Source organism: Inhella inkyongensis (assembly GCF_005952805.1).
Lineage (GTDB): Bacteria > Pseudomonadota > Gammaproteobacteria > Burkholderiales > Burkholderiaceae_C > Inhella > Inhella inkyongensis.
This window is the reverse complement of the sequence record NZ_CP040709.1, coordinates 1,805,996-1,821,774: the sequence shown is the minus strand read 5'-3', so window position 1 is coordinate 1,821,774 and position 15,779 is coordinate 1,805,996. Positions and strand designations below refer to the sequence as shown.

The window sequence follows — 15,779 nt, the reverse complement described above, 5'->3', positions numbered from 1 at the left end:
CGGCTGGAGCCGCCCCTCAACCGATGAGGTTGCTCAAAGTCAGCAGGGCCAGCAGCAGCATCCACAGCACCACGGAGCGCCACACCAGGCGCACCACCGAGTGCAAATGGCTGAGCGTGGGCGGATCACCCGGGGTGGAGCCCTCGGCCGCCGTGGCGTCCTGGGCGCCACCGGCGGCCAGGGTCTTGCTGCGATCCGGCGTCACACCCGGTGCAGCGGCACCACCCAGTTGCACCCCCACCGCGCCCGCCGCAGCGGCCAGGATGATGCCCTCATTGAGGTGCTGCCACAGCGGCGCATCACGGCGCCAGCCGTTCACCGCCTCTTCGAAATTTCCCACGATGGCAAAGCCAGTGGCGGTCAGGCGGGCTGGCACATGGTCGATCCAATTGAAGTTGCGCTGCGCACGCTCGCGCAGGCCTTCGTGGGTGTGGGTATCCAGCGCCCGATTGCGAAAGGCCCAGTAACGGCTCGCGAACTCGGCCATGCGATAAAGCACCGCCCCTGCCGGACCCAGGCCCAGGGCCGAGAACAGCACGAACCAGAAAAACACACCGAACACATGACGGTGTGCGGCCAGCAACGAATGCTCGATCACATGGCGCAGCAATTCACCGCGCGGCAGTTCGCTGGCATCCAGGTGCTGCCACTGGGCGAGCAGCGTGCGCGCCTCCAACTCATCACCACGCTCCAGCGCCACGCGGATGTCGGTGAAGAAGTGGCTGAACTGCCGAAACCCCAGGGTCAGATAGAGGATTAGCACATCAAAGGCCAGAGCCAGCACCAAGGAGTAGTGGCGCAGGCCCATGTGCAGCACCGCCGCCAACAGCGCGGGCGCGAGCGCTGTGACCAACCAGACCACCCAAGCATGATGAGCCCGCCCGGCGTCGAAATTGCGACCCGCCCAATGCGCCCAGCCAATCGCCCCTTGATGCACCGCGTTGCCATGCGGCAGGGGTTTGAGCTGCTCACACAGCAGGGCCAGCAACACCGAAAAGAAACTCATGGGGCGGGATGTTAGCGGCGCCCACTCTGGCGCGCGGCGGCTCAGCGGCCTTGGGCCAACTGATGGTAGAGATTGCGCAACATCGCCGCCGTAGCGCCCCAGATGAAGTACTCGCGCCCCTGCTGCGTCCATGGCATGGACAGGAAGTCACGCTCGAAGCCCAGCAGCTTGAGGCGATGCCAGCGATGCTGCGCCGGGTCCATCAGAAATGCGAGGGGAACTTCGAAGGCCTCGGCCACTTCACCCGCATCGAGCTGGAGCGCAAAGCCGGGACGCACCAGGCCCACGCAAGGGGTCACGTCGTAGGCCGTCACGGTGCGATAGAGCGGCAACTGGCCCAGCGGCTCCACCCAGCTGGGGTTCAGGCCGATCTCCTCCTGTGCCTCGCGCAGCGCAGTGGCCCAAGCATCGGCATCTTCGGGCTCGACCCGGCCGCCGGGAAAGCTGATCTGGCCGGCATGGTCCTTCAGGTGCTCAGTGCGACGCGTCAGCAGCACCTGCAGGCCCGTCTCGCGTCGCACCAAGGGGATCAGCACACTGGCCGCCCGCGTAGCACGCAAGCTCAGACGACCGCCATCGCCGGGGCGCTCGGGAGCCACCAGAGGCACCTGCGCAAAGTGCTGGCGCAGCGCGTCGGCCTCCAGCCAGGTCGAGGGGTGCGCCGCCAGATGGGCATCGACGGCCCGAACCGGAACCGCGCGCGGATCAAAACTGGGCGGTCGCAGACTCATCACTTCAGCATAGGCGGACAGACAAGAAAAAAGCCGCCAGGGTTGCCCCAGGCGGCCTCTTTGGGAACAGCTTGGCTTACGCCAGCTTTTCCTTGATACGAGCCGACTTGCCCGAACGGCTGCGCAGGTAGTACAGCTTGGCACGGCGCACATCGCCGCGACGCTTGACTTCGATCGAAGCGATCAGCGGGCTGTACAGCTGGAAGGTGCGCTCGACGCCTTCGCCGCTGGAGATCTTGCGCACGATGAAGGCGCTGTTCAGGCCGCGATTGCGCTTGGCAATCACCACGCCTTCAAAAGCCTGCACGCGCTTGCGGGTGCCTTCCACCACGTTCACGCTGACGATCACGGTGTCGCCGGGCATGAAGCTGGGGATCGTCTTGTTCAGACGGGCGATTTCTTCTTGCTCAAGGGTTTGGATCAAGTCCATGGGGGTCTCCAAAGGATCTTGCGGGCACTTTGTTTTTCTTGGACGCCACGAATGTGCCGGCCAATGCCCCGCAGAGGATCGAAAAGCCCGCGATTATAGACAGAAATCAGCCGAGCTCAAAACACCTGGGGTTGCTGGGCGGCCTGCCAGCCCGCGAGCAGTTGCTCGTCGCGCCGACTCAGGCGCCCAGCCTGGCGCGCGGCCTCGATCAGATCGGGGCGGCGCGTCCAGCTCAGCCACAGCGAGCGCTCGCGCCGCCATTGACGAATCTGCTCGTGGTGGCCGGAGAGCAGCACCGCCGGCACCGCGTCATCACCGAGCTGTTCGGGGCGGCTGTAATGCGGGCAGTCCAGCAAGCCGTCGGAAAAACTGTCCTGCTCGTGCGAGGCGGCGTCGCCCAACACGCCAGGCTGCAGCCGGGTGATGGCGTCGATCAGGGCCAGGGCCGGCAGCTCGCCGCCCGAAAGCACGAAGTCGCCCAGGCTGACCTCCAGGTCCACATGGCGGTCGATGAAGCGCTGGTCGATGCCTTCGTAGCGCCCGCACACCAACACCGCGCCCTCGCCTTGTGCCAGCTCCTGCACCAGGGCCTGGTTCAGCGGCCGACCGGCCGGGCTGAAGTGAATCACCGGCCCGCACGCCGCACGCGCAGCCTGCGCCGCCGCCAGGCAGCGCTCCAGCGGCTCGACCAGCATCACCATGCCGGGGCCGCCGCCGTAGCAGCGATCGTCCACGCGGCGGTAGTTGTCCTCGGCGTGGTCGCGCGGGTTCCAGCATTGCAGTTGCACCTGACCCGACGCAAAAGCGCGCCGGGTGATGCCTTGCTGCGTAAAGGGCGCGATCAGCTCGGGGAAGAGCGTCAGGACATCAAAGCGCATGCGGACTTCAGGCCGGCTTGGCCTCGTCCGCCGACCCATCAGCCGACCTATCAGTCGACCAATCAGCCACCCAGTCCACCCGGATCAGACCAGCGGCCAGATCAACATCCTGCACATAGGCCGACACGAATGGAATCAGCACTTCCTGGCTGGGCGTGGGCTTGTCCACACCGGGCGGGGCAATGCGGAACACCGCATGCGGGCCCGTGTCGATCAGGCCAATCACCTGCCCCAGCAACTGGTCCTGCAGATTGCGCACCGACAGGCCGATCAGGTCCAGCCAGTAGTACTCGCCGTCCGGCGTCTTCGGAAAGGCCGCGCGCGACACCGAGAGCACGCCACCGCGCAGCTGTTCAGCCTGCGTGCGGTCGTCCACACCTTCAATCTGCGCCACCAGGTCCTCGCCCTGCTCGCGCAGCGCCAACACCTTGAGCAATTGATGCGCAGCTTGCCCCGGACGCAGCAAAGTCAGGCACCAGGCCTTGCTGCCGAACAAGGCCGAGGCGTCAAAAGAAAAGGGCTGGACCTTGATCCAGCCCTTCACGCCATAAGCGCCCAGGATGCGGCCGACTTCGACCGCGTCCTGTGGCCAACCTTGCGGTTTGGCCTCGGTCATCTTCAGGCCGCAGCCGGGGCCGCAGCCGCCTTTTGCGCTTGCTTGATCAGACGCTCGACGACGAGCGACACCTGGGCGCCAACGCCGGTCCAGTAGCTGACGCGGTCCAGAGCCAGACGCAGGGTCTCGGCTTGGCCCGAAGCCACCGGGTTGTAGAAGCCCACGCGCTCGATGAAGCGGCCATCGCGGCGCTCCTGCTTGGGGGCGACGACGATGTTGTAGAACGGGCGCTTCTTGGAGCCACCGCGAGCAAGACGGATCACGACCATTTGGAATTCCTTCGGTTCAATCAGTTGAAGGTTCCACCGCACCACAGGGACACGTCAGGGGCGATTTGAACCGGATGGCGACGCTCTTGCATAGAGCGCCACCGGGGTTCGCACTGTAGATACGCCAATCACACGCACATGCGCATGCTTGATTCATGCACAGCTCACGCAATTGACCAGTACGAAAAGCCGGCGATTATAGACTGCGACCCACGATGCCCACTCACTCTTCCCATACCCGCCCCCGTGACCCGCTTCACGGCCCGCTTCACGGCATCTTGATCCGCCCGTCCCAGGACGGTGACTTGGACGCCATCACCACCATCTACGCCGACGCGGTGCTGAATGGAACCGGCACCTTTGAACTGGATGCCCCGGATGCCACCGAAATGCAGCGCCGCCGTCAGGAAGTGCTGGCGCGCGGCCTGCCCTATCTGGTGGCCGAGCAGCAGGGGCGCATTCTCGGCTATGCCTACGCCAACTGGTTTCGGCCGCGCGCTGCTTATCGTTTCTGCGTCGAGGATTCGGTCTATCTGGCGCCCGACGCCCGCGGGCAAGGGGTCGGCGGCCTGCTGCTGACCGAGTTGATCGCCCGCTGCACCCAGGCTGGCGCACGACAGATGCTGGCCGTGATTGGCGACAGCGCCAATGCCGGCTCCATCGGCCTGCACCGCAGCCTCGGATTTGCCGAAGCAGGTGTGCTGCGCCACAGCGGCTGGAAGTTCGGACGTTGGCTCGATGTGGTGATGATGCAGCGCGAACTGGGCCTGGGCGCGACGCAGGATCCGCTATGAATGCGATCAAGAGCAAGACCCTGGCCGCCTGGCTGGCCCTGCTGGGCGGCAGCCTCGGCGCCCATCGCTTTTATCTGCACGGCGGGCGCGATGCCCTGGCTTGGCTGCACGCCCTGCCCACACTCGTGGGCTTGGCTGGTTTGCAGCGCTTCAAGGCGCTGGGCCAGGATGACTTGATGGCCGCCTGGGCCTTGCCCTTGCTGGGCCTGATGCTCGCCCAAGGCGCACTGTTCGCCATCGTCTATGGCCTGCGCTCTGACGAGCAATGGGCAGCGGACCGCTCGCAAGCCGTTCAATCCACCCGCTGGGGCCCGGTGCTGGCAGCCATTGCCGGCTTGCTGCTGGGCGGCGCCACCCTGATGTCGTCGATTGTGTTTGCGGCGCAGCGCTACTTCGAATTGGACGCGGCCACCGCCGCCTCGAAGCCGCCCATGCACTCGATGGCTTGATCGGCCACGGCCGGCAAATGATCGGCCAGCACCCCCAAGTCCGGCAGCGTCAGCCCAGGCGCCAACTCCAGCAGGGGGTGCAGCACGAATGCGCGCTGATGCAGGCGCGGATGCGGCAAGGTCAGGCGAGCATCTTCCCAGCGCAGGGATCCGTAGCTCAGCAAGTCCAGATCCAAGGTGCGCGGCGCGTTGCGATAGGGGCGCTCGCGACCCTGTGCGGCTTCGAGCGCTTGCAACGCGTCCAGCAGCGCATGGGGCTCAAGCACCGTATCCAAGGCCACCACGGCGTTCAAAAAGTCTGGCCCCTGGGCATCCACTGGGGCAGTGCGGTAGAGCGAAGAGACCCGGGCAGAACCCAGGTCCTGCAAGCCCAACCAGGCCGCCCGCAAGGCCGCGCGCGCATCGCCCAGATTGGCGCCCAGGCCGATATAAGCGCGGTGGATCACTCGGCCGCCGGAGCGGCACCGCCCTCGGACTTTCCGCCCTTGTTGGGGCGACGACGACGACGGCGCTTCTTGGCCGGCGCGTCCAGCAGGGGCTCGGGGCTGGCATCACCGTCGGCCGCCATGGTGCGCGGCGAAATCTGCTGACGCGGCTGGCGCTTTTCGTGCTGCCTTGCGTCCTCGACCAGGGCCGTACGCTCGTCCTCATCCCCAAGCGCAAAGTCTTCCCACCAGTCCGCCAGCGTGGCGTCGGCATCGCCCACGTCAGCGCGCAAGCGCAGGAAGTCGAAGCCGGCGCGGTAACGCGGCTGCTCCACCAGGCTATAGGGACCGGAGCCCGTACGACGCTCAAAGCGGGGCTGCATCAGCCAGATCTCGCGCATATCGGCAGCCAGCTTGCCACGCCCCGAGATGTCGCCAATACGGGCATCGAAGACCTGATCGATGGCCTGCTGCAGCGCCGGCACGGTGGGCTCGCCCTGGCTGCGCAGCACCTGCCAGCGCGCCTTGACGTCAAACCACAGCAGGCAAGCCAGCAAAAAGCTGGGCGAGACGCTGCGGCCTTCAGACACGCGCAGATCGGTGTCCTGCAGCGCCTGCTTCACGAAAGCGCCGCGCGCGCCCTCGGGCAAGCTGCCATCGGCGGCCAACACGGCATCCAGGATCGGAAAGATGCCTTTGTGCAGGCCCAGTGCCTTCAGCGTCTCCAGACTGGCCAAGCCGTGACCCGTCTGCAAGAGCTTGACCATCTCATCGAACAGGCGCGAGGCGGGCACATTGGGCAGCAGCGCCGCCATGCTCCGCAGCGGCGCCTTGGTGGCGGGCTCGATGCCAAAACCCAGCTTGGCGGCAAAGCGCACCGCGCGCAGGATGCGCACCGGGTCTTCGCGGTAGCGGGTCTCGGGGTCGCCGATCATGCGCAGCTGCTTGGCGCGCAGATCCTTCAGGCCGCCGTGGTAGTCCACCAGCAGCTGGCTCTGCGGCTCGTAATACATGGCGTTGACGGTGTAGTCGCGTCGGGCCGCGTCCTCGATCTGCGGGCCCCAGACGTTGTCGCGCAGCACCCGGCCGCTCTCGTCCACCACATGGGCCTTGCCGGCCAGTTCAGCCTTGCTCGACTTCTCATTGCCCGTGACGCGCTCGGCGCTAGCCTCGCCCAGCAAGGCGCGGAAGGTCGAGACCTCGATCACCTCGTGCTCGCGGCCCCGGCCATAGACCACGTGCACGATGCGAAAGCGCCGCCCGATGATGAAAGCGCGGCGGAACAGCTGCTTGACCTGCTCGGGCGTGGCATTGGTGGCCACATCAAAGTCTTTGGGCCGGCGGCCCAACAGCAGATCGCGCACCGCGCCGCCCACCACATAGGCCTCAAAGCCGGCATCGGTCAGCGTGCGCACCACCTTGACGGCGCGCTCGTCCAGCAGCTGCGGGTCGATGCCATGCTCAGCCGCAGGCACTTCCACACGCTTGCCCAGCGAGGTGCCACCCGCCTTGGCACTGCTTTTTCCCAGCAGTTTGTTGATGAATTTCTTGATCATTTGAAGAGCTTCAATATGGGCCAGCCCCGTTCCTGGGCCAATGCCTCTAGCGCCGCGCTCGGGTTGGTGGCCACCGGGTGGCTGACCGCCTCAAGCAATGGCAGGTCGTTCATCGAATCGCTGTAGCAGGTGCTGCACTCAAATTCCTCGAAGCGCCGCCCCAAGCCCGCCAGCCATTGATTCACACGGGTGATCTTGCCGGCCTGGAAAGACGGCACCCCAGCCACCGCCCCGGTGTAAGCACCGCTGGCGTCGCGCTCCAGCTCAACGCCGATCAGGTGCTCGAATCCAAAGGCCTGGGCGATGGGCGCCGTGACAAAGACATTGGTGGCCGTCACCAGCGCCATCAGGTCGCCCGCCGCCCGGTGCCGTTCAACCAGGGCGCGCGCATTGTCGTGCAAGGCCGGCAGCAGCACCTCATCCATGAAGCGCTGCCGCAGTTGCAAGGCCTCGGCCAAGGGCCGCTGACGCCAGCCGCCGGTGGTAAAGGCCACATAGGCATCCAGATCCAGGCGACCTTCACAGTAGTCCTGATAGAAGCCGTCGTTGCGGGCGCGCCAGCTGGCCCCATCCACCCAGCCCTGCGCGGCCAGAAAGTCGCCAAAGGCATGGTCGGAGTCAATCGGCAACAAGGTGCCATCGAGGTCAAACAGGGTCAGGTTCATTCAGCATCTGCCGCAGCAGCGGCACGGTGGGGGCCCGCTTGCGCTGCAAGGCATAGTGATCAAGGCGATCCAGCAAAGGGATCAGGTGGGCCGGATCGCGTGCAAAGCGCAGCAGCACGTAGTCCAACAATTCCTCGGGCAAGCTCAGGCCGCGGCGCTGGCCCTCCTGGCGCAGCAACTCACGCAAGGCCGTCTCGCTCAAGGGGCGCAGGGCAAACGAAGGCCCCCATCCGAGGCGGGTGCGCAGGTCCTCACGCAGCGCCAGATCCACCGCCGGCGCCTGTGCCGTGGCGACCACCGCCGCGCCCTGCCCCACGGCCTCAATAAAGGCCGCAAAGGCCTCGTGCTGTTGCGCGGCGTCCAATCGATCGGCGTCATCAATCAGGACCAGTCGCGCCTGATCGGGCAGGGCCCAGCGCCCGCGGGTGTCGGCATCAAAGGCCGCCACGCACAGGCCCTGCTCACGCCAATGGCGGGCCAGCGCATGCATCAAATGGGTCTTGCCGCTGCCCGGACCACCCCAGATCAGCGTCGGTGCCTCGCCTGGGGCCAGGGCCTGCAAATGCATCAACAGCGCCGCGTTGTCGCCCATCACAAAGCTCTGCAGGCTTTGCTCGGGCTCCGGCCCCAGATCCAGCGGAAGCTGCCTCATCCGCGATACAGGCCGCTGCCCAAGTACTGCGCATGCGCCCGCCGCAGGCCCACCAGACCCACCGCACTCAGCGGCAAGGCCAACAAAATGCCCACAAAGCCAAGCAGATGGCCAAAGGCCAGCAGCACAAAGATCACCATCAGGGGCGACAGCCCAATGCGCTCACCCACCAGCCTGGGCGTGAGCACAAGGCTCTCGAACAATTGCCCAAGGCCAAAGATCAGCGCCACGCAGATCAGGCCATACCAGCTGGCGAACTGCAGCGCAGCGGCCAGCAAGGTCAGCACCAGACCGAGACCAAAACCCACATAGGGCACGAAGATGGCCAAACCCGTGAACACCCCAAGCGGCAGAGCCAGGTCAAAGCCTGCAATCGCCAAGGCCAGCGTGTAGTACAGCGCCAGCACCCCCATCACCAAGAGCTGACCACGCAGATAGTGGCCCAGCATCGTGTCGGTCTCGCCCAAGAACTCGCGGGCGCCTTCGCGCCAGCGCGGTGGCACCAAGGCCCAAGCCCGTTCGCGCAGTTGCGGCCAGTCAAGCAACAAATAAAACAGCACCACCGGGATCAGCACCAGATTGCCAATCAAGGCCAAGAGCAGCGAGCCACCGATGCGCACTGAGCCCAGCAAGGCCGTGGCAATGTCGTCGGCGTTCGCACCCAGATGGCGGATCACGAAGTCCTTGATCGCCGCCACATCCAGGCTGGCCGTCATGCCCCAACGCTGCAGCAGGGGTGCAAGCTCCTGATTCAGCCGCGCCGCCAGCGCTGGAATCTGCGCCTTCAGGAGCGGCAACTCCTTGGAGAGGATGGGCACCACCAGCAGCAACAGGGCCAAGACCAACACAATGGCCAGGGTCTCCACCAGCACCACCGCCACCACCCGTGGCATGCGCTTGGCCAAGCGCTCAACCAAGGGGTCCAGCGCATAAGCCAACACGGCCGCCGCCACGAAGGGCGACAACACCGGCGCCAGCAGCCAGAGCAACGCAATCAGCGCCAGGCCCAAACCCAGCCAGGCGAGCAGGCGGCGTTGCGCGGGGGACAACTTGAAAGGCGAAACAGTCACGGGTTCTCCCAAGAGGGCGGCGGATTCTAGGAAGCCTGCCGGCGCAGCAAGGCGCGCAGGTCGACCCGGAGCAGGGCCAATACGCCGAAATAGAGCAGGCTGGAACCCAGCAGGCTGGCCGCCATCACACCGGCCCGCAGCAGTTTGTCCATGCCCACCCAATCCAACTGCAGGGCCAACTGCCACTGCAATCCACCCATGCACAGGGCGGCGAGCAGGCATTTCAGCCCCAGCCCCAGCCAACCCGGCGCGGGTCGATAGGCGCCGGCACGGCGCAGCCCGAAGAGCAACCAGCCGGCATTGAGCAAGGCCCCAAGCCCGATCGACAAGGCCAAGCCGGCCGCACCCAGCTGTGGCACCCACAGGGCATTCATCAACTGCGTGAACACCAACACCACCAACGCGATGCGCACGGGGGTGCGGGTGTCTTGGCGCGCAAAAAAGCCCGGCGCCAGGATCTTGATGGCCAAAAGACCAATCAGGCCCAGACCATAGCCCTGCACCGCCCGGGCCGTCTGCGTCAGATCGGCGGCCGTGAATTCCCCGTGGTGATAGAGCACCGCGACCAGCGGCTCGGCAAACAGACCCAGCGCCAGGGCGCAGGGCAGGCCCAGCAGCAGCACCAGGCGCAACCCCCAATCGATCAGGCCAGAGAACTCACCGCCCCGCTCCTCGGCCTTGGCCGCCGCCAGCAAGGGTGTCAGCACCACCCCAAGCGCCACGCCCGCCAAGGCGATCGGAAACTCCATCAACCGGTCGGCCAGGCTGATCCAGGTGGCGGCACCCGGGCCGACGTGGCTGGCAATCTGCGTGTTGATGATCAAAGAGAGCTGCGCCACCCCCACGCCCAGCAAGGCCGGAGCCATCAACTTGAGGATGCGTCCTACCCCTTCATGGCTCCAGGCTGATCGCAAGGCTGTCAACCGCAACCCAAAGCGCGGCAGCATGCCGACCCGGCGCAGGGCCGGGATCTGGATCAAGAGCTGCAGCAAGCCGCCGACCATCACGCCCAGGGCCATCGAATAGATGGCCGGCCAACCGCGCGCCGCCAAGGGCTCAGAGAGCAACAGGCCACAAGCAATCACGGACAGATTCAGCAGGACCGGCGTGAAGGCCGGCAAGGCAAAGCGCCGCCAAGTATTCAAAATGCCGGCGGACAGTGCCACCAGAGACATGCAGGCGATGTAAGGAAACATCCAGCGCGTCATGTCCACGGCGGCCACATGGGCCGCGCCCTTAAGACCCGCGCCCATCAACCAAACGAGTACCGGTGCGGCCATCACGCCCAAGAGGCTGACGACCACCAGCGCCCAGAGAAGCACCGTCGCCGTGGCGTCCACGAGGCGGCGCGTGGATTCCTCCCCACGCGCGGCCCGCTCGGCTGCCAATTGCGGAACAAAGGCCTGCGAAAAGGCCCCTTCGGCAAACAGGCGCCGAAACATATTCGGAATCTTGAATGCGATGACAAAGGCGTCCGTCATCGCCGTGGCGCCATACAGATGGGTCACCATCAACTCACGCGCCAGACCGGTGATGCGAGACAGCAAGGTAAAGGCCGAAACCGAGCCCACGGCGCGAAGCAAATTCATGAAGAGTCCGTAATCCACAGGGCCGCCTGACGGCCGCACTCAGCCATGCTCAGTCGCACCCAATCGCCATTCCAAACATCCAACAGGCGAGCGCCAGACTTGAGCCAGGGCGGCGGATTATGCGTTGCACGATGCACAGCACTGGTAATTCCACCAAGCGCTGCTATACTCGCGTGCTTTGCACCCAACGGATCAACCGGAAAACTAGCATGGCCACTTCGTCCAAAGCCAAGAAAAAGACCGTCCGCCTGGCCTCCGGCCGCAAGCGCGCCCGCCAGGACGTCAAGCGCAACGCCGAGAACACCTCGCTGCGTTCGCACTTCCGCACCGTCATCAAGAACGTTCAAAAGGCTGTGGTTGCCGGCGACAAGCCCAAGGCTGCCGAGCTGTTCACGCTGGCCCAGAAGGTGATCGACTCGATCGCCGACAAGGGCATCTTCCACAAGAACAAGGCCGCTCGTCATAAGAGCCGCCTGTCGGCCAAGATCAAGGCGCTCGGCGCCTGAGCAACGATCCGATCGGGTGCAAATCGGGCCCGCCTCGTGCTGGTCCACCAAGAAAGCCCACCGCAAGGTGGGCTTTTTTCATGGCGCAATCAGCGCAGGTCTGACCACTGGCTCTGACCCACAGGCTGCAGCCAATCCGCCAAAGACTGCGCCACCCAGTCCGGATCGTCGAGCAGCAGATCGTGACCGGCGTCGGGGTGAACACGCAATGCCGCCCCCCAGGCGCGACTGATGGCTTGAGAGATGCGCCAATCAAACCACTTGTCCTTATGGCCTGCCAGCAGCAGGATGCGACGCATGGGCCGCCGCCGGCTGGCCTGATAGCGCCAGATCGCCAGCCCCTGGGCGAAGGCATTGCGCAATTTGACCGGATGTTCATCGTGGAGGCGCTGCCACTCGGAGTCCAGCACCTCGACATCTTCAGCACGCCGATGAGTGGTGCTGGCAAACCAACGCTCGTTCAAGGCCAGTGGCGAGCGTCGCCCCAACACCAGGGCCATCAGAGTGGGCCAAAGACTGGGCCTGACCGCACGAATCAGCGAGGTGAAGGGCCGCATGGCGGGACTCAGCAACACCAGGGCCCCCACCTCTTCGGGATAACGGCGTGCCCATTCGGTGGCCACGCCCGTACTCCCTGAACTGGCGATCAAACCAACCGGCCCCTCCAGCCGCTTGACGCGTTTTCGCAAGTTCTCGACGAGTTCGGCGACATGCGAAGGGCTGCGCTCACGCCATAAGGCTCCGGTACCCGGCAAGTCCAGCAAATGCAGTTGGACCTGCGGATCAAGGCGCCGCAAACGAGCCAACAACAACTTCGGGCCGTCGATCCAAAGCGCGCTCTCGCGGGCGATCCCTCCAATCAGCAACCAGTGTTGCGGCGAACCCGCAAGCGCCCCCCATTGGCTGTCGCTGAGTTCGTGGGGATGCTGCATTTGCGTTGCGCCGCCTTCAGGCGCTATCCCGGTCTTCAGGCAGAAGGCAGGCGTCCACCACCTGCAGCTCGTTGTCGCGGGCAAAGCTAAGCACAAACTCCCAGGCCTTGGGCTCCAACTCCTTCAGCGCCTCGTTGACGATGACGCACTTGACGCCATTGATGACCCGCGGCACGCAATAGGGCGAATAGCGAATGTGCGAGCCCAATCCAGCGCGGTTGCCCGGCGGACGAAAGCAGGACATCACGCCCGCCAGTCGCTCCGCCCAGTCGCTGGGGCGGAAGGTGCGCCCCTCCAGGGTGACGCCCTGAATGAAGATTTCGCGGGGTTTGGCGGACATGAAAAGGGCGAATCGGCGGCTTCAGGCCAAGCAGGTGTGGGGTCGTGATTGTGCCTGCCTCAAAGCGCGTGCTGCAGTGCAGCACCCGCATAATCAGCGCCCCCTTATTGATCTGATCCAGGAGTTGTCCATGTCCGCCCCCCTGTCTTGCGTGATGCCGACCTATGGCCGGCTGCCCGTCGCCCTGGCCGAGGGTCGCGGATGCCGCGTCTGGGATACGCAGGGACAGGAGTACCTGGACGCACTGGCCGGCATTGCCGTCAACACCCTGGGCCATGGTCATCCGCGCTTTGTGGCGGCCTTGCAGGACCAGGTCGCCAAACTGATCCACACCAGCAACTACTACCAAGTGCCGCTGCAGGAGCGTTTGGCCGCCAAACTGGTCGAACTGTCGGGACTGACCAACGTCTTTTTCTGCAACTCGGGCTTGGAAGCCAACGAAGGCGCGCTCAAGATTGCCCGCAAATTCGGGCATCAGCGCGGCTTCGAGCAGCCCGAGACGATGGTGTTCGAAGGCGCCTTCCACGGTCGCTCCCTGGCCACCCTGTCCGCCACCGCCAACCCCAAGATTCAGGACGGTTTTGCACCCTTGGTTCCCGGCTTTGTGCGAGCGCCACTCAACGACTTGGCCGCGGTGGAGCGTCTGCTGGATGCCCACCCGCAGATCAGCGCCATCTTCCTGGAGACCATCCAGGGCGAGGGTGGCATCAACCCAGCCCGCATCGAGTTTCTGCAGGGCCTGCGGCGTCTGTGCGATGCGCGCAATCTGCTCCTGATGCTCGACGAGGTGCAGTGCGGCATTGGCCGCACCGGCAAGTGGTTCGCGCACCAGTGGGCCGGCATCCAGCCCGATGTGATGCCCCTTGCCAAGGGCCTGGGCTCGGGCGTGCCGGTGGGCGCCATCGTATGTGGGCCGCGCGCGGCTGGCGTGCTGACGGCCGGCAACCATGGCACCACCTTTGGTGGCAACCCGCTGGCCATGCGGGCCGGCGTTGAGACTCTGGCCATCATGGAGGCCGACGGCCTGTGCGCCCATGCCAGCGCCATGGGCGAGCGCCTGCGCACCGCACTGCAAACCGGTCTGGCTGGCGTGGAGGGCGTCAAGGACATTCGCGGCCAGGGGCTGATGCTGGGCATCGAACTCAGCCGGCCCTGCGGTGTGCTGCTTACGCGTGCACTGGAGAGCCGTCTGCTGATCTCGGTGACGGCGGAGCGCGTCGTGCGCCTGCTGCCGCCCCTGATCGTGAGCAGCGCCGAGATCGACGAGATCGCCAACCGCCTGATCCCCTTGATCCGCGCCTTCTGCGCAGAAGGCGCCTGATGCAACGCCCTGCCCTGCGCCATTACCTGCAGTTCAAGGATCTCTCGGCGGCCGACTACGGTTATCTATTCGAGCGCACCGCGCTGATCAAGCGCCGCTTCAAGAACTACGAGAAATACCAGCCGCTGCAGGACCGCACCCTGGCCCTGATTTTTGAAAAGGCCAGCACCCGCACGCGCGTCAGCTTTGAAGCCGGCATGTACCAGATGGGCGGCTCGGTGGTCCACCTGACCACCGGCGACAGCCAACTGGGCCGCGCCGAGCCTATCGAGGACAGTGCCCGCGTCATCAGTCGCATGGTTGACCTGGTGATGATTCGCACCTTCGAGCAAAGCAAGATCGAGCGTTTTGCGGCGCACTCGCGCGTGCCCGTCATCAATGGCCTGACCAACGAATACCACCCCTGCCAGATCCTGGCCGATCTGTTTACCTATTTGGAAGCGCGCGGCATGGATGCGCGCGGCAATGTGGACATGGACGCGCTCAAGGGCCGCGTGGTGGCCTGGGTGGGCGACGGCAACAACATGGCCAACACCTGGCTGCAGGCGGCCGAGTTGTTGGGCTTCACGGTTCACATCAGCACGCCCAGCGGCTACGAGGTCAACCCCGCCATAGCCGGCATTTCAGATGCCCGCTGCGTCAAGACCTTTGCCGATCCGCTGGAAGCCTGTCGCGGCGCCGACTTGGTGACCACCGATGTCTGGACCAGCATGGGCTATGAAGCCGAAAACGAAGCCCGCCGCGCAGCTTTCGCACGCTGGTGCGTATCTGCCGAAATGATGGCGGCGGCGCGTCCGGACGCCCTCTTCATGCATTGCCTGCCGGCGCATCGTGGCGAAGAGGTTGCCGCCGAGGTCATCGACGGCCCCCAATCCGTCGTCTGGGACGAGGCAGAGAATCGAATGCACGTGCAAAAGGCACTCATGGAGTGGCTTTTGCTCGGGCGCATCGGCTGAGAGCCGGGACGCCGGACCGCAGGGCCGGCATTCGATTCGGGGAGCGCTCATTTGGCGCAGCCAAGTGCGCGGTCACCAAAACAGATTCACGTGCAAAAGGCTGAGCAAGCAGCGAGAACGGTCCTGAGGACCGTTCGACCGCTTGCGAAGGCCTGAGCGCGTCCCGCGCGCTCAGGCACTCATGGAGTGGCTTTTTCTCGAGCGCATCGGCTGAGAGCCGGGACGCCGGACCGCAGGGCCGGCATTCGATTCGGGGAGCGCTCATTTGGCGCAGCCAAGTGCGCGGTCACCAAAACAGATTCACGTGCAAAAGGCTGAGCAAGCAGCGAGAACGGTCCTGAGGACCGTTCGACCGCTTGCGAAGGCCTGAGCGCGTCCCGCGCGCTCAGGCACTCATGGAGTGGCTTTTTCTCGAGCGCATCGGCTGAGAGCCGGGACGCCGGACCGCAGGGCCGCCATTCGATTCGGGGAGCGCTCATTTGGCGCAGCCAAGTGCGCGGTCACCAAAACAGATTCACGTGCAAAAGGCTGAGCAAGCAGCGAGAACGGTCCTGAGGACCGTTCGACCGCTTGCGAAGGCCTGAGCGCGTCCCG

Annotated in this window: 19 protein-coding genes; 5 read left to right on the top strand and 14 right to left on the bottom strand. The window is 65.1% G+C overall.

Translation table 11 applies throughout. The features are described from left to right. Positions 1 to 16 precede the first annotated feature (16 nt). The 6 genes from FF090_RS08815 to rpsP form a co-directional block, all read right to left on the bottom strand. Positions 17 to 1,006, bottom strand: a complete 990-nt coding sequence (locus FF090_RS08815) for a CobD/CbiB family protein (RefSeq protein WP_138856370.1) — start codon at positions 1,004 to 1,006, stop codon at positions 17 to 19. Between the two features lie 41 nt (positions 1,007 to 1,047). Next, complete coding sequence (locus tag FF090_RS08810; RefSeq protein ID WP_138856369.1) at positions 1,048 to 1,737, bottom strand: CoA pyrophosphatase; 690 nt, start codon at positions 1,735 to 1,737, stop codon at positions 1,048 to 1,050. A gap of 76 nt (positions 1,738 to 1,813) precedes the next feature. Beyond that, a complete protein-coding gene (rplS, locus tag FF090_RS08805; RefSeq protein WP_138856368.1) occupies positions 1,814 to 2,167 on the bottom strand; it encodes a 50S ribosomal protein L19 in 354 nt (117 codons plus the stop codon). A gap of 116 nt (positions 2,168 to 2,283) precedes the next feature. Then, positions 2,284 to 3,045 (bottom strand): tRNA (guanosine(37)-N1)-methyltransferase TrmD, encoded by a 762-nt coding sequence (gene trmD / locus FF090_RS08800; protein WP_138856367.1) that lies wholly within the window; start codon positions 3,043 to 3,045, stop codon positions 2,284 to 2,286. A 7-nt stretch (positions 3,046 to 3,052) separates the two neighbouring features. Further along, positions 3,053 to 3,661: a ribosome maturation factor RimM gene (gene rimM, locus FF090_RS08795; RefSeq protein ID WP_138856366.1), complete on the bottom strand. Its 609-nt coding sequence runs from the start codon at positions 3,659 to 3,661 to the stop codon at positions 3,053 to 3,055. Between the two features lie 2 nt (positions 3,662 to 3,663). Then, positions 3,664 to 3,930: a 30S ribosomal protein S16 gene (gene rpsP, locus FF090_RS08790; protein ID WP_138856365.1), complete on the bottom strand. Its 267-nt coding sequence runs from the start codon at positions 3,928 to 3,930 to the stop codon at positions 3,664 to 3,666. A 278-nt stretch (positions 3,931 to 4,208) separates the two neighbouring features. On the opposite strand from rpsP, the gene FF090_RS08785 reads away from it, so the two are divergent. Next, a complete protein-coding gene (locus FF090_RS08785) occupies positions 4,209 to 4,724 on the top strand; it encodes a GNAT family N-acetyltransferase (protein WP_375137407.1) in 516 nt (171 codons plus the stop codon). Further along, positions 4,721 to 5,173, top strand: a complete 453-nt coding sequence (locus FF090_RS08780; RefSeq protein ID WP_138856363.1) for a TM2 domain-containing protein — start codon at positions 4,721 to 4,723, stop codon at positions 5,171 to 5,173. Before FF090_RS08785 ends, FF090_RS08780 begins: the two co-directional genes overlap by 4 nt. Here FF090_RS08780 and folK read toward each other — a convergent pair. The 6 genes from folK to murJ are packed head-to-tail and all read right to left on the bottom strand — an operon-like array spanning position 5,113 to position 11,130. After that, positions 5,113 to 5,616 (bottom strand): 2-amino-4-hydroxy-6-hydroxymethyldihydropteridine diphosphokinase, encoded by a 504-nt coding sequence (gene folK, locus FF090_RS08775; protein ID WP_138858332.1) that lies wholly within the window; start codon positions 5,614 to 5,616, stop codon positions 5,113 to 5,115. The genes FF090_RS08780 and folK overlap by 61 nt on opposite strands. Further along, positions 5,616 to 7,154: a polynucleotide adenylyltransferase PcnB gene (pcnB, locus tag FF090_RS08770; RefSeq protein ID WP_138856362.1), complete on the bottom strand. Its 1,539-nt coding sequence runs from the start codon at positions 7,152 to 7,154 to the stop codon at positions 5,616 to 5,618. The genes folK and pcnB overlap by 1 nt, the downstream gene beginning before the upstream one ends. After that, a complete protein-coding gene (locus tag FF090_RS08765; RefSeq protein ID WP_138856361.1) occupies positions 7,151 to 7,819 on the bottom strand; it encodes an HAD family hydrolase in 669 nt (222 codons plus the stop codon). The genes pcnB and FF090_RS08765 overlap by 4 nt, the downstream gene beginning before the upstream one ends. After that, positions 7,800 to 8,471, bottom strand: coding sequence for an HdaA/DnaA family protein (locus FF090_RS08760; protein ID WP_138856360.1), 672 nt, complete (start codon positions 8,469 to 8,471; stop codon positions 7,800 to 7,802). The genes FF090_RS08765 and FF090_RS08760 overlap by 20 nt, the downstream gene beginning before the upstream one ends. Then, positions 8,468 to 9,541, bottom strand: coding sequence for an AI-2E family transporter (locus FF090_RS08755; protein WP_246071549.1), 1,074 nt, complete (start codon positions 9,539 to 9,541; stop codon positions 8,468 to 8,470). The genes FF090_RS08760 and FF090_RS08755 overlap by 4 nt, the downstream gene beginning before the upstream one ends. A 26-nt stretch (positions 9,542 to 9,567) precedes the next feature. Next, the gene (gene murJ / locus FF090_RS08750) at positions 9,568 to 11,130 is read right to left on the bottom strand and encodes a murein biosynthesis integral membrane protein MurJ (protein ID WP_138856359.1); all 1,563 of its coding nucleotides are present in this window, start codon (positions 11,128 to 11,130) and stop codon (positions 9,568 to 9,570) included. Between the two features lie 209 nt (positions 11,131 to 11,339). Between murJ and rpsT the strand changes: the two genes are divergently transcribed. Continuing rightward, on the top strand, positions 11,340 to 11,636 hold the full coding sequence (gene rpsT, locus FF090_RS08745; protein WP_138856358.1) for a 30S ribosomal protein S20: 297 nt from the start codon (positions 11,340 to 11,342) through the stop codon (positions 11,634 to 11,636). 89 nt (positions 11,637 to 11,725) lie between these two features. Here the strand turns inward: rpsT and FF090_RS08740 are convergent, their stop codons facing one another. Both FF090_RS08740 and FF090_RS08735 read right to left on the bottom strand, forming a co-directional pair. After that, the gene (locus FF090_RS08740) at positions 11,726 to 12,568 is read right to left on the bottom strand and encodes an alpha/beta fold hydrolase (protein ID WP_138856357.1); all 843 of its coding nucleotides are present in this window, start codon (positions 12,566 to 12,568) and stop codon (positions 11,726 to 11,728) included. 16 nt (positions 12,569 to 12,584) lie between these two features. Continuing rightward, entirely contained in the window at positions 12,585 to 12,908 is a 324-nt protein-coding gene (locus FF090_RS08735) for a DUF3579 domain-containing protein (protein WP_138856356.1), read from the bottom strand. A 130-nt stretch (positions 12,909 to 13,038) separates the two neighbouring features. Between FF090_RS08735 and FF090_RS08730 the strand changes: the two genes are divergently transcribed. Beyond that, a complete protein-coding gene (locus FF090_RS08730; RefSeq protein WP_246071548.1) occupies positions 13,039 to 14,229 on the top strand; it encodes an aspartate aminotransferase family protein in 1,191 nt (396 codons plus the stop codon). After that, a complete protein-coding gene (gene argF / locus FF090_RS08725) occupies positions 14,229 to 15,185 on the top strand; it encodes an ornithine carbamoyltransferase (protein WP_138856355.1) in 957 nt (318 codons plus the stop codon). The genes FF090_RS08730 and argF overlap by 1 nt, the downstream gene beginning before the upstream one ends. Positions 15,186 to 15,779: the final 594 nt, after the last annotated feature.

What these genes read in the sequence shown, in the direction of transcription:
- FF090_RS08815 (WP_138856370.1), bottom strand. Translation starts at nt 1,006, where the DNA reads ATGAGTTTCTTTTCGGTGTTGCTGGCCCTGCTGTGTGAGCAGCTCAAA.
- FF090_RS08810 (WP_138856369.1), bottom strand. Translation starts at nt 1,737, where the DNA reads ATGAGTCTGCGACCGCCCAGTTTTGATCCGCGCGCGGTTCCGGTTCGG.
- rplS (WP_138856368.1), bottom strand. Translation starts at nt 2,167, where the DNA reads ATGGACTTGATCCAAACCCTTGAGCAAGAAGAAATCGCCCGTCTGAAC.
- trmD (WP_138856367.1), bottom strand. Translation starts at nt 3,045, where the DNA reads ATGCGCTTTGATGTCCTGACGCTCTTCCCCGAGCTGATCGCGCCCTTT.
- rimM (WP_138856366.1), bottom strand. Translation starts at nt 3,661, where the DNA reads ATGACCGAGGCCAAACCGCAAGGTTGGCCACAGGACGCGGTCGAAGTC.
- rpsP (WP_138856365.1), bottom strand. Translation starts at nt 3,930, where the DNA reads ATGGTCGTGATCCGTCTTGCTCGCGGTGGCTCCAAGAAGCGCCCGTTC.
- FF090_RS08780 (WP_138856363.1), top strand. Translation starts at nt 4,721, where the DNA reads ATGAATGCGATCAAGAGCAAGACCCTGGCCGCCTGGCTGGCCCTGCTG.
- pcnB (WP_138856362.1), bottom strand. Translation starts at nt 7,154, where the DNA reads ATGATCAAGAAATTCATCAACAAACTGCTGGGAAAAAGCAGTGCCAAG.
- FF090_RS08765 (WP_138856361.1), bottom strand. Translation starts at nt 7,819, where the DNA reads ATGAACCTGACCCTGTTTGACCTCGATGGCACCTTGTTGCCGATTGAC.
- FF090_RS08760 (WP_138856360.1), bottom strand. Translation starts at nt 8,471, where the DNA reads ATGAGGCAGCTTCCGCTGGATCTGGGGCCGGAGCCCGAGCAAAGCCTG.
- murJ (WP_138856359.1), bottom strand. Translation starts at nt 11,130, where the DNA reads ATGAATTTGCTTCGCGCCGTGGGCTCGGTTTCGGCCTTTACCTTGCTG.
- rpsT (WP_138856358.1), top strand. Translation starts at nt 11,340, where the DNA reads ATGGCCACTTCGTCCAAAGCCAAGAAAAAGACCGTCCGCCTGGCCTCC.
- FF090_RS08740 (WP_138856357.1), bottom strand. Translation starts at nt 12,568, where the DNA reads ATGCAGCATCCCCACGAACTCAGCGACAGCCAATGGGGGGCGCTTGCG.
- FF090_RS08735 (WP_138856356.1), bottom strand. Translation starts at nt 12,908, where the DNA reads ATGTCCGCCAAACCCCGCGAAATCTTCATTCAGGGCGTCACCCTGGAG.
- FF090_RS08730 (WP_246071548.1), top strand. Translation starts at nt 13,039, where the DNA reads ATGTCCGCCCCCCTGTCTTGCGTGATGCCGACCTATGGCCGGCTGCCC.
- argF (WP_138856355.1), top strand. Translation starts at nt 14,229, where the DNA reads ATGCAACGCCCTGCCCTGCGCCATTACCTGCAGTTCAAGGATCTCTCG.